The organism is Marinagarivorans cellulosilyticus (genome assembly GCF_021655555.1).
Lineage (GTDB): Bacteria > Pseudomonadota > Gammaproteobacteria > Pseudomonadales > Cellvibrionaceae > Marinagarivorans > Marinagarivorans cellulosilyticus.
Window position 1 is genome coordinate 1,605,192 of sequence record NZ_AP023086.1, and the last position, 16,258, is coordinate 1,621,449.

General features: G+C 43.2%; 5 protein-coding genes. All 5 read left to right on the forward strand.

The features are described from left to right. Positions 1–29 precede the first annotated feature (29 nt). The 5 genes from MARGE09_RS06385 (at position 30) to MARGE09_RS06405 (ending at position 16,036) form a co-directional block, all read left to right on the forward strand. Positions 30–6,422: an HAD-IIIC family phosphatase gene (locus MARGE09_RS06385; protein ID WP_236986514.1), complete on the forward strand. Its 6,393-nt coding sequence runs from the start codon at positions 30–32 to the stop codon at positions 6,420–6,422. Positions 6,423–6,477: 55 nt separating this feature from the next. Beyond that, complete coding sequence (locus tag MARGE09_RS06390; RefSeq protein ID WP_236986515.1) at positions 6,478–10,173, forward strand: type I polyketide synthase; 3,696 nt, start codon at positions 6,478–6,480, stop codon at positions 10,171–10,173. Between the two features lie 41 nt (positions 10,174–10,214). After that, positions 10,215–13,424 (forward strand): ACP S-malonyltransferase, encoded by a 3,210-nt coding sequence (gene fabD, locus MARGE09_RS06395; protein ID WP_236986516.1) that lies wholly within the window; start codon positions 10,215–10,217, stop codon positions 13,422–13,424. A gap of 64 nt (positions 13,425–13,488) precedes the next feature. After that, a complete protein-coding gene (locus MARGE09_RS06400; protein WP_236986517.1) occupies positions 13,489–14,181 on the forward strand; it encodes an MBL fold metallo-hydrolase in 693 nt (230 codons plus the stop codon). A 91-nt stretch (positions 14,182–14,272) separates the two neighbouring features. Further along, positions 14,273–16,036, forward strand: coding sequence for an amidohydrolase (locus MARGE09_RS06405; protein WP_236986518.1), 1,764 nt, complete (start codon positions 14,273–14,275; stop codon positions 16,034–16,036). Positions 16,037–16,258: the final 222 nt, after the last annotated feature.

A 16,258-nucleotide genomic window follows, 5' to 3' on the forward strand; every position in this document is an offset into this window, starting at 1 on the left:
TTAGTCTTTAACTAATGCAGGATTATGTTATGGAGAGGATGATAGAGTCTAGAAAAATGGCTGGTAAAAATACGAGCCAATCAATGGTTGATTATCTGATTAGGCGGATTGAAGTGATTACGAAATCGTCTATCACTAAATCTGATTTAAAAAAGAACATAATGGATTTAGGTGTTGACTCTATTGGCCTAGTGAATATTGTGGATGATATTAAAAAGGAATTCGATATTGACCTGCAACCCACAATATTCTTCGAGTATCAGAGTATTTCTGAATTATCAACATACTTGATAGACGAAGTTGGAAGTGCTGATGCACCGGCAGCCGCTGCCAACGTTAAAGAGACATATTCGTATATCGAACAACCCGATAAAAAATTTGAATCTCAAGAATTGCAGAGTAGGAGAGGTCACGCTGCGTCGTTTGTTCGGGATGCCAGCGAAGGTGATTTGGAGGATCTGTTCAATGCTTTTCAGGGTGCTGAGGGCGGTTCTAATTACCAGGATGCGAGCAAAAGCTACGCAAAACCTAAAGTAAAAGCCGAATTGGAAGATATCGCGGTTATCGGAATGGCTGGTAAGTTTTCCGGCTCAGATAATGTGAATGAGTTCTGGGAAAATATATCTAGCCAGAAAGACTTATTTAGTAAGGTTCCTAGCGACAGATTTGATTACGCGCAGTGGGCATCAGAGAATTATGATCTGGCAGATAAAATATACTGCGATCGCGGGAGCTTCATTTCTGATGTAGATAAGTTTGACGCTTCTTTTTTTAATATTCCCCCAAAAGAAGCCGCGATCTTAGATCCTCAGCTCAGACTATTACTGCAAGTTATTTATGAATCGATAGAAGATGCTGGCTATGCAAATAAGATAAGGGGAACAAACACCGGTATGTATGTTGGTGCTTGTTTTCACGATTACGAACTAGAACTGGTAAGGAACATGGGCGAGATGAGCCCCTATTTTGGGACTGGTAATGCCCTCACAATGTTGGCGAATCGACCATCCTTTTATTTGGATTTAAAAGGGCCGAGTTTACCTTTGGACACTGCTTGCTCAGCCTCGTTAGTTGCCGTTAACGCAGCGCTGCAAGCTTTAAGAAATGACGAATGTGAAATGGCTTTTGTTGCCGGTACTAATTTACTTCTGAGTCCGCTTCATTATCGATACTTTTGTGCCATTGGCGCACTATCTAAATCTGGAAATAGCTTCCCTTTTGACTCTCGAGCCGACGGTTATTTGCCTGGGGAGGCCGTGGGGGCTGTTTTACTCAAGCCACTTGAAAAGGCAAAGCGTGATGGGGATGAGATCCACGCAGTCATTAAGAGCGCCGCTGTAAATCACGGTGGTTATAGTGCTTCGTTCACTGCGCCCAATGTTTCGCAAGAAGCCGCAGTGATTAAAAAAGCGCTGTACGCTGGTGGTATCCCCGCAGAAAGTATTTCCTATATTGAAGCGCATGGAACGGGCACCTCGCTCGGCGATCCAATAGAAGTTCAGGGTTTAAAGCAAGCTTTTAAAGGCGTAAATACTGATATTGCGCAATGTGCCCTCGGGACCACCAAGGCTCATATTGGGCACGCTGAAGGTGCTGCAGGTATAGCTGGGCTAATTAAAGTGATATTAGCCATGAAAAATAAAACAATCCCTGCAATGCCTCACCTCGAAGAGATTAACCCCTATATCAATATGGAAGGGTCCCCTCTGTACATCAATAGACAAAATAAAAAATGGGAAGCCAATAGCGGATTTCCTAGAAGAGCAGGAATTAGCTCCTTCGGTATCGGTGGTGCCTATGCGCATATTGTTGTAGAAGAGTACGAGCAAGAGGAAATTGCAAACACTGCGCCTGACGAAAAGGATTCGGTGTTTGTGCTTTCAGCACGAAGTGAAGAGGTTTTACGCTCCTATTCAAATAATATTGCTGACTATGTTGAGGAGCAGTATTTAGGGGGGGGCATTAGTGGCTTGTACTCACCGAGTAAACTTTCCGAGTTTATTTTATCTGAAACTGGCAAAGATATCCCGGAAACCAGCTACGACGAGCACCTATTGGATCTGGGCTTTGATATATATGATTATGTAAAAATCGCCGATCGCCTTTCTCGTGAGATGAACTCCAATGTGAGCGCTCGAATTATTTCACTACACCCAACGCTCTTCAAATTGGCTAACTTTCTTTCTGGTTCAGAAAATGTTGAAACGCCAAGGGTACGAGTGAGTGATCTTGCTTACACCATGCAGGTGGGCAGAGAGGCTATGCCATATCGTTTGGCTATTGTTACACGCGACCACGAAACACTCATCGAAGAATTAAGAAGTTTCTCCAAAAATACTCAAAGTGGACAAGCCTGTTTTTATAATTTGGGCCAGAAATCCGATCAATGGAGTGAGCTACTAGAGACCCAAGAGGGTGAAGGGTTTCTAAAAACGCTACTGGAATCTGGTAATCAAACGCATCTAGCAAAGCTTTGGGTTAATGGCGTTGACGTACCCTGGGGAAGCACCACTGCTGAAAAAAGACGACTGGTAAAGCTACCCTCTTACCCTTTCCAAAAAGTTCGCTTTTGGTATTCCGAAGAAGTAGCGGTACAGCCCAAAAATAAAGAAAAAATCATAAATATTGTTGATCAGGTACGCAAGAAAGAAACGACAGCGGATATCCTTAAAGATATATGGATGACGTACTTGTCTGTGGAATCGATTAATGAGAATGATAATTTCATGGCGTTGGGTGGGACTTCAATTAATTCGACCCAAGTTGTGGTAGAAATCAACAGACGCTTCGATACAAATATCACTGTCGGTGAATTTGGCCAATGCAAGGATTTGGGCGAGTTATCATCCATTGTTGAATCGCGCAAAAAGCCTGAGCGTGCTGATAGCTCTAGCGTCAGTACCCTAGTTCGGAGTATTACTTCCTCTAATAAAAAGCAAGGTAAGCTGAGTTCCGATCAGATGAGGCTTTGGGTTTTGTCCCAAATGTATCCAAATAACCACCGTCATAATATTTCATCGGCGTATGAAATAACCGCCGCACTCAATCCGTCAATTCTTCAAGAATCAATGGATATTGTAGTAGCTACCCACGGTTCAATAAGAACTCGTTTTGGCACCAAAGACGGTGTTCCTTATCAGGATATCGTCGATACATCCAAAATCAAAATTACATTCCACGACAATGTCCAGTCGAGAGCACAAGCCTTAGACATCATCAACGAAGCAGCAAAAAGACCTTTTGAACTCGACAAGGCAGAACTTGTTCGTGTGACGGTAATTAATGAAGGTGGCGTAGTAATTCTTTCAATCATTGCTCATCACATTATTGCAGATATTACGTCTGTCGATGTTATTGCGAAAGATCTAATTACTACCTACAGCGCGTTAACAAACGGTAGCAAAGGTGAAAGTATTGACTTAGGCCGTGCACAATTTCTAGACTATATTTCCTTGTCTGCGGATTCCAAAATAAAGACGAAGTCTCAGGACATTAGTTTTTGGAGGGAGTATCTAAAAGATGCACCTAACGAGATTACCTTGCCTTTCGACAGCCCGCGCGGTGAAAGTCACTCTCATAATTCCAAGCAGCTTCACTTTGAACTGGGTAAGGAGCACGTTAACTTGGTGCGCAATACCGCCAAGTCACTATCAATTACTCCTTTTATATTAACCTATTCGGTTTTTAACGTCGTATTTTCGGAATTGTGCCAACAGCACGACTTCCTTATCGGGGTGCCAAACGCGAATAGGCATTTACCCGATAGCCAAGATATGGTTGGTTTTTTGGCGAATACTTTGGTCTTAAGGTCTAAGGTTACTCAAGAACAAGACTTCGAGTCTTATACCAAGGATGTTAAAAATGATCTTTATAATGTCTTTGACCATCAAAATATGGGGTTTGGTGATATTGCCGCGGAACTGAAAGTCCCATCACCTAAAAACCATAATCCAATGTTTCAAATACTCTTCAATATGATTAATCGCGATGAGTATTTACTGCAAGAAAATGGAATTAGCCTAAAAACCCTCCCGATTCCATTGGTCACCCTAGATTTTGATATTCTATTTTCGGTGGATATCATGGGGGAGCGTTTGCGTGTCTCCATGGATTTCGATTCGGATCTATTTGAGACAAAAACTGTAGAATCGATTTTAAACGCTTTTGAGCTTGCGCTTGGATACACCCTTGATATCTTAAGCCGAGGCGAAAGCCTGGTTTGTTCTTCGATTGGCGCACTGTGCAAACTGTGTGACACGAAGGAAAATGAGCGAAATGAGGAAGGAAAATTACTCATTTCATCTACCTTTACGGCTGAGCCGCTGTCCGAAACGCTTAATTTTTGGCTGGATAAAGTCGGCTTAAACCTAGGCCTCGACTATGCGCCTTACAACCAGGTGTTTCAGCAACTACTTGATCCTTCGCAAGGCTTATACAGTAACCCGAAGGGCGTGAATACTGTTCTGGTCCGTTTAGATGATTGGCTGCGCTTCAATCGACAGAATAGTTCCGTCGGCTCCGTTGATGAAGAGTTAAATCGAATTCTTGATGATTTCGAAAAAGCGCTGATTCAATATGGAAGTTCAGTTTCCACTGCGCTCGTGGTAGTGCTGCTGCCCACGAATCAGGAAAATTCTAAAGAGCATTTGCTTCGTGAAAGGGTGGAAAAAGTCGCCAGCGGTTTTAGCAATATCAATGTCCTAGGGAGCGACGAGATAGACGCCTATTACTCTGTCGACGAAAAGTTTGACTCAGTTGCAGACAGCGTTGGTCACGTGCCCTTTACATCTAGCTATTTTTCGGCGATTGGTACCGCACTTGTACGCAGCGTTAGGTCGCACTTTCTCAGTCCGTATAAAGTGATTGTAGTCGATTGTGATAACACGCTATGGAAGGGGGTCGTTGGTGAACTCGGCTGTGAGGGAATCCAAATTGACCCCGCACGCCAAAAATTACAAGAGTTTCTAGTCGAGCAGAAAAATGCGGGTGTTTTATTGTGTGTTGCCAGTAAAAATGTCGAGGAGGATGTTGCTTCCGTATTTGGTCAGCGAACAGATATGCCACTTAAGTCAGACGACGTTGTTCTTTGGAAGGTTAATTGGGACGCGAAATCAAAGAATATCATTGAGATGTCTAACGAGCTTAATTTGGGTTTGGATAGCTTCGTCTTTATTGATGACAACCCAATTGAGTGTGCGGAAGTATCTGCCGCTTTACCCCAAGTATTAACCATTCAATTCCCTCAAGAATCGAAAGAGATTGAGTCCATGTTGAATTCGCTTTGGGACCTAGACCGTAAAGGGGTCTCAGGGGAAGACTCGAAGCGTACTGACCTTTATCAGCAGAATATTAAACGCGATAAAGCCTTAAAGAATTCTAGCTCTTTTCAGGATTTCATCGATAGCTTGGAGCTTCAAATTGATTTTCAGCCGGTCGATGACAGCACTATAGGGCGCGTAAGCCAGCTGTTTTTGCGTACCAACCAATTTAATGCGACAACCCGGCGGCACAGTCAATCGCAGTTGGAACAGATGATTCGAGATCGCGGTTACGAATGCACGACGGTCTCGGTAAAGGATCGGTTTGGAGAATACGGTTTAGTTGGCGTTTTGCTGTATAGCTTTAATAAAGATTGTGTTGTTCTCGATAGTTTTTTGCTGAGCTGTCGTGTGCTAGGTAAGGGCGTTGAGCACCGAATGATCAATGAGGTGGCAAAGAAGGCATCTCAAAGAAGCGTGGCAAGTGTGCAACTGGACTTTGTTGAAACCGAAAAAAATATTCCAATTAAGAAGTTTTACGATTCAATAAAGCCTTCTAGCTGGGATCCCCAGGAGCACAAGTACCTCATTAAGGTTGAAGATGCGTTGCGCTTTAAGTTTAATCCAGAGTTTAAATCGCAGGATGTTAACGAACAACCTAAGGTAATTGAAACTTTCAATAATAAATCACCCGTCGAAATGGCTGAGGTGGCCTTAAATCTCAATTCTATCGACAAAATACAAGCTGCTATTAACAAAGCTAATGCCAGTGCAACTAAACCCGCTGAAGCTAAGTCTGCTGAACTTAAGCCCGCTGAAGCTAAGAGCGTAGCTAGCCGCAATGTAAGCGCTACTTCGGACAGTGACATAGAAGAGGCCCTAAGCAATATTTACAAAAGTATTTTGCGCAAAGACGTGCTTGACAAAAACGCGTCATTTTTTGACCTTGGGGGCACTTCATTACAGTTGGTGGATTTGGCGAGCAAGATAAGCAAAGAGATGAAAAAGGAAATTCCGGTGACGGTCTTGTTTCAGTTTCCTTCAATTTCTTCGTTATCTAAACATTTGTCACACGAAGAGCCAAAGGCCAATAGAAAAATGAGCAAGAGCCGAGTTAGGGCTCTAAAGCAACGCAGCATACTTAAAAATCTTAAAACGGGTTAGCACATAAGCCAACCCACATTAATTGAAAATATATAAGGAAAATGGGGATCTAAAAATGTCAAATACAGAAGATGATATGGCCATTGCAGTAATCGGAATGTCTTGCCGGTTTCCAGGCGCTAAAAATATTGATGCTTTTTGGGATAATCTTAGAAACGGAGTTGAAAGCGTTGAGGTATTAAGCGACGAAGACCTTATTGCGAATGGTATAAAGCCAGAACAATTCAATGCAGAGAATTACGTGCGCAATGCGCCGACTTTAGAAGATATCGAAAAATTTGATGCGGGATTTTTTGGTTTTAGTCCAGGGGAGGCAAAAATACTCGACCCGCAAAGAAGACTGTTCTTAATGTGTGGTTGGGAAGTGTTTGAGGATGCCGGCTATAACCCATATTCAATCGAAGATCCAGTTGCAGTCTATGGCTCCGCCGGTGTGACGCAATATTATAATAATCAGCTTTGTGGTAACGAGGAAATTTATAAGGTTGCGGGCGAGCAACAAATATTAATTAGCAATGATAAAGACCACTTGCCCACGCATTTGTCATACAAATTAAATTTAAAAGGGCCAAGTGTAAATGTTAATACGGCTTGTTCTTCTTCGCTGGTTGCCGTCCATTTGGCGAGAATGAGTTTGCTTCTGGGTGAGTGCGATATGGCCGTCGCTGGCGGTGCTTCTGTAATGGTTCCAAATAAAGCGGGATACATGTACGTTGACGATAGCATTTTGGCAAAGGATGGCCATTGTCGAGCATTTGATGAAAATGCTACGGGTACGCTTTGGGGCAGTGGTTGCGGCGTTGTTCTATTGAAACGCCTAAGTGATGCGATCAGAGATAACGACAACATTCGAGCCATCATAAGAGGTTCTGCCATTAATAATGATGGCAATGATAAAGTGGGTTATACCGCGCCCAGTGTAAAAGGGCAGTCAGAGGTGGTTATCCAGGCGCTAGCTTCTGCCGATCTGGAACCAAAAGATATTTCATATATTGAGGCCCACGGTACAGGCACTAAATTGGGCGACCCGATTGAGATTGCAGCCTTGGTGAATGTTTTCGATGAATTCGATCAAGTTGATAGCCAGTGTAAAATAGGTTCTGTAAAGCCCAATATCGGGCACCTAGGAGCCGCTGCTGGGATCGCTTCATTTATTAAGAGTGTTCTGGCTCTAGAGCACAGTCAAATTCCGCCTAGCATCAATTTCGATACCCCGAATTCCAAAATCAAATTTGAAGAAACACCGTTTGAGGTGAACAGTAAGCTGTCCGATTGGAGCAACCCCGTTCGCCGGCTCGGTATAAGTTCCCTAGCTGTTGGCGGAACCAATTGCCATATCGTAATGGAGCAGGCTGCAGCGCGAGAGATTCAATCGCATAACAGCGGCACCGAGGGTTCAATGGCGCTGTATCTTTCAGCGAGAACAAAGTCGGTGCTGGCAGAAATGGCGTCGAATTTGGCGAATTATTGTTTAAAAACCGAAGATGTCAGAATCGAAAATATCGCCTATACCCTTCAAACAGGCAGAAACACCTTTCAACAAAAGGCTGTGATCTTTGTTAAAGACATTGGTGATGCTATTGTAAAGCTAGACGCAATTGCGGCAGGTGAAACCGAGCAATATTGCAATGCAGAAACGATTGATAATTATGAATTTCCAACCGATATCGTTAACGCTTCCATTGAGAGCGTGCGATCGTGGATAAACGGAGATATTGACAAAATTGAAAGCCCTGCTTTTGTTTTTGGTAACAAAATTTCGCTACCCACGTATCCGTTTGATCTTCAAAGCTATTGGGTGGAGTTTGAGAGGTCCAACAATAGGGATTCAACTGACTATAAGCTCAACAATAAAACAGGCACGCCCAGTGAGTGGTTTTATGAGCAATCATGGCAACGAAAAACTCTACGCCCGCTGAAAAATGAAGAGAAAGTAGAAAATGCCAAATGGCTCATTTTTGCTAATAGCACCAATTTTTCAAAGCAGCTTGTTCAGCAATTGCCGTCTACCCAAGATAATATCATCACGGTTTTTCAGGGTGACAAGTTTGAAAAAATATCGGACACGAAATATAAACTGAATCCAGATGATTTTGATGATTATTCGAAATTAGTTACCTCCCTAAAAGACACCTTTGAGCTACCCAGTAGAGTAGTCCATCTTTGGGGCGCGGAAGCGAAAAGTCGTGAACCCTCTAAGGTGAACGTCGATGGATTTAGGGCTATTCAGAAAAAGTGTTACTACAGCGTACTCAACTTTGTACAAGCTTTAAATCACATAAAGTCTAATTCAGAGTTATCTATAAAAGTATTAACTACTGATATGCACGATGTCACCGGCCTAGAAAAGGTTCGCCCAGAAAAAGCGTCGATTATTGGCTTGCTGAAGGTCCTACAGCAAGAATTCCAGAATATTACTTGTCAGTCCTTAGATTTTAGCATTCCAATGAAGAGCTCTAAGGAAGAAGAGAACCTCCTCTCAAACGTTGTTGCCGAGATGTCGACAGATGATACTGATCTCATTGTGGCTTATCGCAATGATCGTCGCTGGGTTCAAAGTTATGAGCGCGTAATCATCAGCCCTGAAATGAGCGCCGCGAACCCAATTAAAGAGGCTGGCACTTACCTTGTATATGATGGTTTGGTTGGAATTGGCCTTGAGGTTTCTAAGCACCTATTAACAGAATATAAAGCGCAAGTTTTGATTTTGGGTGATGTCTCTATGCCGGCAATGGAGCAGTGGGATACTTGGCTAGAAACGCACGATCCAAAAGAAGATGTTTCGGTGAAGATTGGTGGATGTAAAGAGTTGATTGAACTCGGAGGAGTTTTCGTTTCACCGATGCCTGAAGACAGCAATGTCGAGCAGCTAACTAAGATTGTTAAAGAAGCAGAAAGTGTTTACGGGTCAATAAATGGCGTTATTCATTGTTCGGGCGGCTCGGCGAACGGCCATGTTCGAGCGGTTAATAAAGCCAGCTTCGCGCTGACGGAAAGGGACTTTATTACGGTGCCTTACGCACTCATGGCGCTTGATGAAGTCTTTGAAAATCACGCATTGGATTTTCGACTTGTCATGAGTTCATTAGGGTCGATTCTTGGCGGAATATTATTTGTTTCTTACGGCTCATCGAATTGTCTAGCGGCTTCCTTTGCGGAATACAGTAACCGCAACAAAGATTATCAATGGAATGTTCAGTGTTGGGATTCCTGGGATATCGAATGGAAAATCGTGGATTACAAAAACACAACGCTTCATGACAATATCACCGATAGGCTTAGAAACATCGCGCTCACAGTGGATGAGGGGCTTGATTGCTTCCATCGAAGCCTGGCATATTCATCTAAAAATCATATCACTATTTCTTCCACCGACCTGCAGGCTCGTATCGATAAGTGGGTTAATAAACAAACAATGGAAGGTTTCAAAACGGATACGACTAAACCTAAGAAGCGCCATCCAAGACCTAATATTGACACCCATTTTTCAGCACCCAGAGAGGGCCTTGAGCAACAGCTTGCCAAATCGTTTGAAAATTTATTGGACATAGATGTAGTTGGGCGGAGCGACAACTTTTTTGAGCTGGGGGGGCACTCGCTGTTAGCGACACAGTTGATCACTGAGCTTAGGACTGTATTGAATACCGATATGGCGATTTCCGACATTTTAGAAAACCCGAGTGTGGAGCAATTGGCACGGGTCATCTCGGCATCGGAGTCTGTCGAAGAAGAGTTTGCCGAAGAAGCATAAGGCGAAGTATCAGTAGAACGAGGCACTATCGAGGACGGGGCATGAGCACGATTGAAAAGAAAAAAGGAAAACACAATGTTTTTATGTTTTCGGGGCAAGGTAGCCAATATTTTCGAATGGGAGAGGATCTTTACCAATCGCATTCGGTATTTCGGCAATGCATGTCGGAAATGGATCAATTGGTTAAAGAAAAGTCTGGTTTCTCGATCGTGTCGGAGTTGTACAAGCCAGAAAGAAAGAAGAGCGAAAGCTTTAATGACCTATCAAAAACGCACCCTGCCATTGTCATGGTGGAGTTTGCTTTAGCGAAAACATTAATAGCTGAAGGCATCAAGCCCGACTTACTGTTGGGCTCAAGTTTAGGAGAGTTTTCTGCATTGGCAATTGCTGGCGCTTTTGATACGAATACCCTGCTGGATCTTGTTTTGCATCAGTCGTCTACACTCGAAAGCTCAGAAAATGCCACGGGTATGACCGCAGTAATTTGTGAGCGTTATGTATTAGACCCAATCATACAGCGTAACAATTGTGAAATTGCGGGAATAAACAGTAAGCAGCATTTTATTATTGCCGGCCGCCTTAAGGACCTAGAACAATGCCATATGGCATTTAATAGCGCTTTGGTTTCCTACCAGCCGCTTGCTGTGAACCAAGGGTTTCACTCCTCGTTCTTAGAGAGTGAAAAGGCTAAAGTTTTACCGTTTATAAGTAGTCAAGACTATAGTCAGCCTCAGTTACCGGTGTTCTCTTGTGCATCGAAAGGTGCTTTGGAAACATTTTCACCTGAGCATCTTTGGAATGTGATACGTAAACCGATGATGCTTACGGAAACTTTGGATCAATTGTTTTCATTTGGTGAACTAACGTTTATTGATATTAGCCCTTCTTCAACCTTGTCAAACTTCGTGCGTATCAATAAGCCTCAGTCAAACAGTAGTAAAGTTTTCCCCGTATTGGATCCTTTTGGCAGTGATCTCGATCGGTTTAATAAATTAAAAAACAGTGTGATTAAGCTCGCCAATGATAAGCCAAAATTAGTGAATAAAGAAAAGGACAACAAGCCTATGAAAGTTCATCTATTTCCAGGTCAGGGATCTCAGCATCCTGGTATGGGTAAATCTGTTTTTGATAAATATCCGGAGTATGTTGAGCAGGTCGATGTAACGCTTGGCTATTCGATAAAAGATCTTTGTTTGAAAGATGCACAAAAGAAGCTTTCAAACACCCAATATACCCAGCCTGCCTTGTATGTTGTTGAGTGCCTGAGTTATCTGGAAGCGGTGGAGCAAGGCGGTACCCCAGATGTTGTGGTTGGGCATAGCTTAGGTGAATATTCTGCGCTATTTGCTGCTGGTGTTTTCGATTTTCAAACGGGGCTAAAACTCGTAAAAAAACGCGGGGAGTTAATGGCTGATACGGGCGTCGAAGGCCGTATGACAGCTGTACTGAATATGGAGGCCGATAAGATTGCGTCTCTACTCAAAAAGTCCAAAATTGATGAAATTGATATTGCCAACTATAACAAGCCGTCTCAGACGGTGATTGCGGGGCCGGGTAAAAGTTTGGCCGTTGCGGAGCGCATATTGACGCGCGGTGGAGCAAACTGTGTTCCGTTAAATGTCAGCGCACCTTTTCACTCCCGGTATATGGAGCCGGTTGTTCAGCAATTTTCGGCCTACCTTGATCAGTTTGAATTCAGTGAGCCTAAAATTCGCGTTCTATCTAATGTCACCGCGAGACCCTACAGTTCAGCCAGCGAAGTTAAAGCATTGCTGAGCCGACAGATAAGTAACCCCGTGCGGTGGACCGAATCTGTACAGGTGTTAATGGGTTTTGGTGATTTTGAGTTTTCTGAAATTGGACCAGGAGATGTACTGACAAAATTAGTTGGCAGTATTAAGGATAAATGTGGTCCGATCAAGATAGAAGGGCTTAGCGACGTTTCAACGCAACAAAAACATACAGACGAAGAACGCAAAGCGCACTCTTCGAATAACAGTGAAACCGCTCTTGAAAACCCCTCTGATTTTCAAAGGTATTTTCAGTGTGAATCGAGCCTAGTGGTTGGCCCGGTAGTGGGCGATGTAAAAAATAATATTTCTTCTACCTTAAATACCAATGGCTTTTTGGCATACACCGAGTTACCGGCAGGTAGCTTGGATACTGTAAAAAACGCGATTTCTAAAAGAGAGAAATCATTAAAGGCTGGTGAGTCGCTAAGTCTTCGGTGGCAATCAAAGATATTCGATCACAATTTTGATCAGCAAGTTGCAAAAATCTTGGCCGGATCAAAGGTAAAAAATGTTCTTGTAAGCGGATTTCATTCCGTCAACACTGCGCTTGCTGATTTGCGGTTAAAAACGCTAGGTGGAGAATCCAAGTGTACGCTCATTGCGCTTGTGGATACCATGGAGCAGGCAACGAAATTTTTACGCCCCATTCCGGATGCGCTCGTTAATCAGCTGGCTACGCAAGATTCGACGCGCCCCCTTAAAGCCGATCAACATAAAAAAGTTATGCCTGTTGATGCGATAGTATTTAGTGGCGACATTCAGTCTGTTCACGCGCTTAAGCAGTTAAGGGATTCAAATAACATGGAAGCTTGCTTGCCCCAAGAGTTACAGAAGGTTTGGATTGGCAGCTCAAAAAATATTGGTGCCCCAAGTTCAATTAACAGTGCACTTCAAGCTGGATTTGATTTTGTATTGGCTGCCGATATTTTTCAATGCACCAAAGAAAGTGAGAATTCTGAACAATTAAAACAGTTGCTCGAAGACCTGACAGATAACGACTTTGGTTTGGCGCCGCATCCAGAACTATTTGAGTTTGGAGTGGATGTTACCGTTGTTACGCGAAATAACAGTTATCGCGGAGTCGCCAAATCTCTGCTGAATGCGTGGAAAAGCGATTTGGCGCAGAGCCGCACGGATTTATCTGACAGTGCTTTAGTTAAAAAATATTTCCCTAAAGGCGTTGATGCATTGTGGGCAGAAATCGCTAGTAATTCTAACTATGTCTCTGAAAGCGAGAAGATCGAGGCGGAAAAAATCCCGTCATTGAAGCTAACGTTATTGTTGAGATACATGTTGAGTGAAGGTGGCTCGTCATGGGGCTTGGATAAAGGCCTAACTTGTGAGAAATCGATGGTGGACTTTAATCGGTGGCTAAACAAAGAAGGGGTAGTCTCTTGGAAGAATAGAAGAACACTGGATTTGGCCAAAAAAATTACATCAGAAATGGCATGCGGCTAATTAATAGAACGCAGTTTCCTAGCGGCCCGATCCAAAAAATGATAATAGCTCTCGGTACGAAAATATGAGAAAGGATGTATTAAGTGATGTAGTTGTGTACTGGTGTAAAGTATCTAAAGGCCGCTACGTTAACTATTGCTGGATAGTAGAAAACCCGTTAACGAGAGAGGCGGTAATTATCGACCCCGCTTGGGAAATGGATAAAATACAACACGTTTTACTCGAAAATTCGCTGACTTTGAAAGCTGTTTTAATTACGCACCATCACCATGATCACATTGATCTAGCGAAACCCTTGGCGCAGGCGTATGGTTGTGATCTTTGGATTTCCAGGAAGGAGCGCGATTTCTATTGTTTAGAAAACTATTTCTTTAAGGTGTTCGATGCACATCACAAGCTTCGTTGTGCTGGTATGACCGTTGAACCAATAGTGACACCCGGCCATACGGCGGGCAGTACTTGTTTCAAAATTGGCAATGCAGTTTTTACTGGCGACACTTTATTCAACGAAGGCTGTGGTATGTGTGTGGGCCCAGGCTCTAGCTCGGTGGATTTATATCAGAGTCTTCAAATGCTTCACTCACAACTAAATGATGACGTTCACATCTATCCCGGTCACAAATATTCGATCGAGCTGGGGCAGACATGGAAGTTTGTAAAATCAACAAATATCTATCTAAATATTCGTGATATGAATAAATTTGTTGAATTTAGAGGGCGATCCGCTAGTACCAAGAACGCCTTTAGTTTTGTTTAGTTTATTTTGCTTCGCGATTTTAGATTTCATTTTATAGATTACATTTTATAGTTATTTGTTAAAAACCTTTTTGTATACGACGGAGATGCATATGAGTACCCGAGAAGACAGCAGTGTAAATTACGCTGATAAGATATATCGCAATGGAAACATTTATACCGTTAATAAAGAGCAGCCATGGGCTAAGGCAATTGCTGTTCGCTCGGATAAAATTATAGCTGTTGGTGATGAAGAAGCTGTAATGAGGTTTCAAGGCCTTAATACCCAAGTGTTGGACTTGAAAGAAGCATTTGTTATGCCGGGTATACATGACATGCATTGTCACCCCGATTGGGCCTTGGCGGGAGAGTTTAGTTATTTTAACTTTTGGCCTCAATTTCCACAGTCCGTTTCAGAAATGAAAGACAAGATTGTCGCGCTGGATCAGCAGTTGGATAAAGACGACTGGATTTATGTGGGGCCAATCAATCCGTTTGCCTTCCAGCAAGAGGGCATTGGCATGGATAGCGATTGGTTAGATTCATTTGTGCCTGACCGAAAAATTGCAATAATTGATAATGGACATCACACCTTACTAACAAACTCCAAAACGGTTGCTTTGGCTGGCATTACAAAAGATACGCTTGACCCAAGCAACGGAGTGATTTGTCGCTTCGAAGATGGGCGGCCAAATGGATTGTTTCAGGAAGGCGCGCAAACCTTAATTAAGGCGATAATGCCAGAGGTTCCTGTTTCCGATTTTATTAAAATGTTTGCCAGGGGAGCAGCGTTATTGCATGCCCAGGGAATTACCTCCGCAAAATTTTTGCATTTAAATACTCCACGCTTAAAAGCCTTGCGAGAATTGGATCGTCAAAGCCAATTGAATTTGAAAATTGAAGCAAGCATTAGCTGGAAAGACGATGTCGTATGTGTTCCCGATCGCTGGGAGCTGATGGCAGGTGCACGATTTGAATACATGACGGACCATATTAATACGAACAGTGTTAAATTTTATTTAGATGGAATTCCCCCTAATAGAACGACCTTTGAAAAGACTCAGTTTAATATTGGCGCTGAGTTGCCTAGAATTAAAGGCAATCAGTTTGAGGTGGATGAGCATAACCATGATCATGGCGAAGAAGATTTAGCGCATAGTTGCTGTTTGAGTGGCGGTTTTGGTGTAGTGAATTTTACGTTTCGGGAATTGTGCGCCATGGTGGCCGATATGGATCGCCGAGGCATTCGAGTGATTGCTCATGCCATTGGTGACCAAGCTTCGCACTGGTTTGTCAGTGCCGTTGAATTGGCTCGCAGGGATAACGGCCCGAGTGGACCAAGGCATCAAATAGCACACAGTAATAGTATCTTAAATAAAGATATTAAACGCGCGCGTGATGCCAATATGCTTATCGAATTTTCTCCTCAAATGTGGTGGCCAAGCCAAGTGACTTCTGCGCTTTGGCGATTGTACGATAAAGACAAAGCAGACAGATACTGGCCGTTTAGAGAAGCCGAAGACGAGCAAGCACACTATTGCTTTGGTAGTGATTGGCCCGTGCACGGTTTGCAGTGGTGGAATGCCATTGAGGCAATGGTAACGCGAACAAACCCAGTAGATCCGGAGTTTGATTACCCAATGGGTGAAAACATGGGGCTTAGTGTTGAGGAAGCAATTTATGCGTTAACAATGCGCGGTGCTTACGCAATGGAAAATGAAAATAAAACAGGCTCGCTCGAAGAAGGGAAGGATGCGGATTTTATCGTACTGGATCAAAATTTACTGACTATTGATCAAAGCGAGATTCACAATACGGTTGTAAAACTAACTGTGTTTGAAGGCCGCGAGGTATATAAGGACGAGGCGGGTTTATAAGATTGGACCAGCAGTATAGGTACACCTCGTAACGCTTGTAAAAAAACAGGAGGAGTTAGCCGTTTGGTTGTGCTATTCGTTGATAAGAACACAATCAAACCTAGCTCTTTCTGCACTTCATGTCCTCCCTTTGCGCGTATCTCGGTCGCTGATGCGTGCTGTAGGGGTTTGTTATGGATCCCCAATTCTCGTCCCAATGACTTGCGCGATTAACGGTAACGC

Excerpts from the sequence above, each read along its gene's own strand:
- fabD (WP_236986516.1), top strand. The coding sequence starts at position 10,215 with ATGAGCACGATTGAAAAGAAAAAAGGAAAACACAATGTTTTTATGTTT.
- MARGE09_RS06400 (WP_236986517.1), top strand. The coding sequence starts at position 13,489 with ATGAGAAAGGATGTATTAAGTGATGTAGTTGTGTACTGGTGTAAAGTA.
- MARGE09_RS06405 (WP_236986518.1), top strand. The coding sequence starts at position 14,273 with ATGAGTACCCGAGAAGACAGCAGTGTAAATTACGCTGATAAGATATAT.
- MARGE09_RS06385 (WP_236986514.1), top strand. The coding sequence starts at position 30 with ATGGAGAGGATGATAGAGTCTAGAAAAATGGCTGGTAAAAATACGAGC.
- MARGE09_RS06390 (WP_236986515.1), top strand. The coding sequence starts at position 6,478 with ATGTCAAATACAGAAGATGATATGGCCATTGCAGTAATCGGAATGTCT.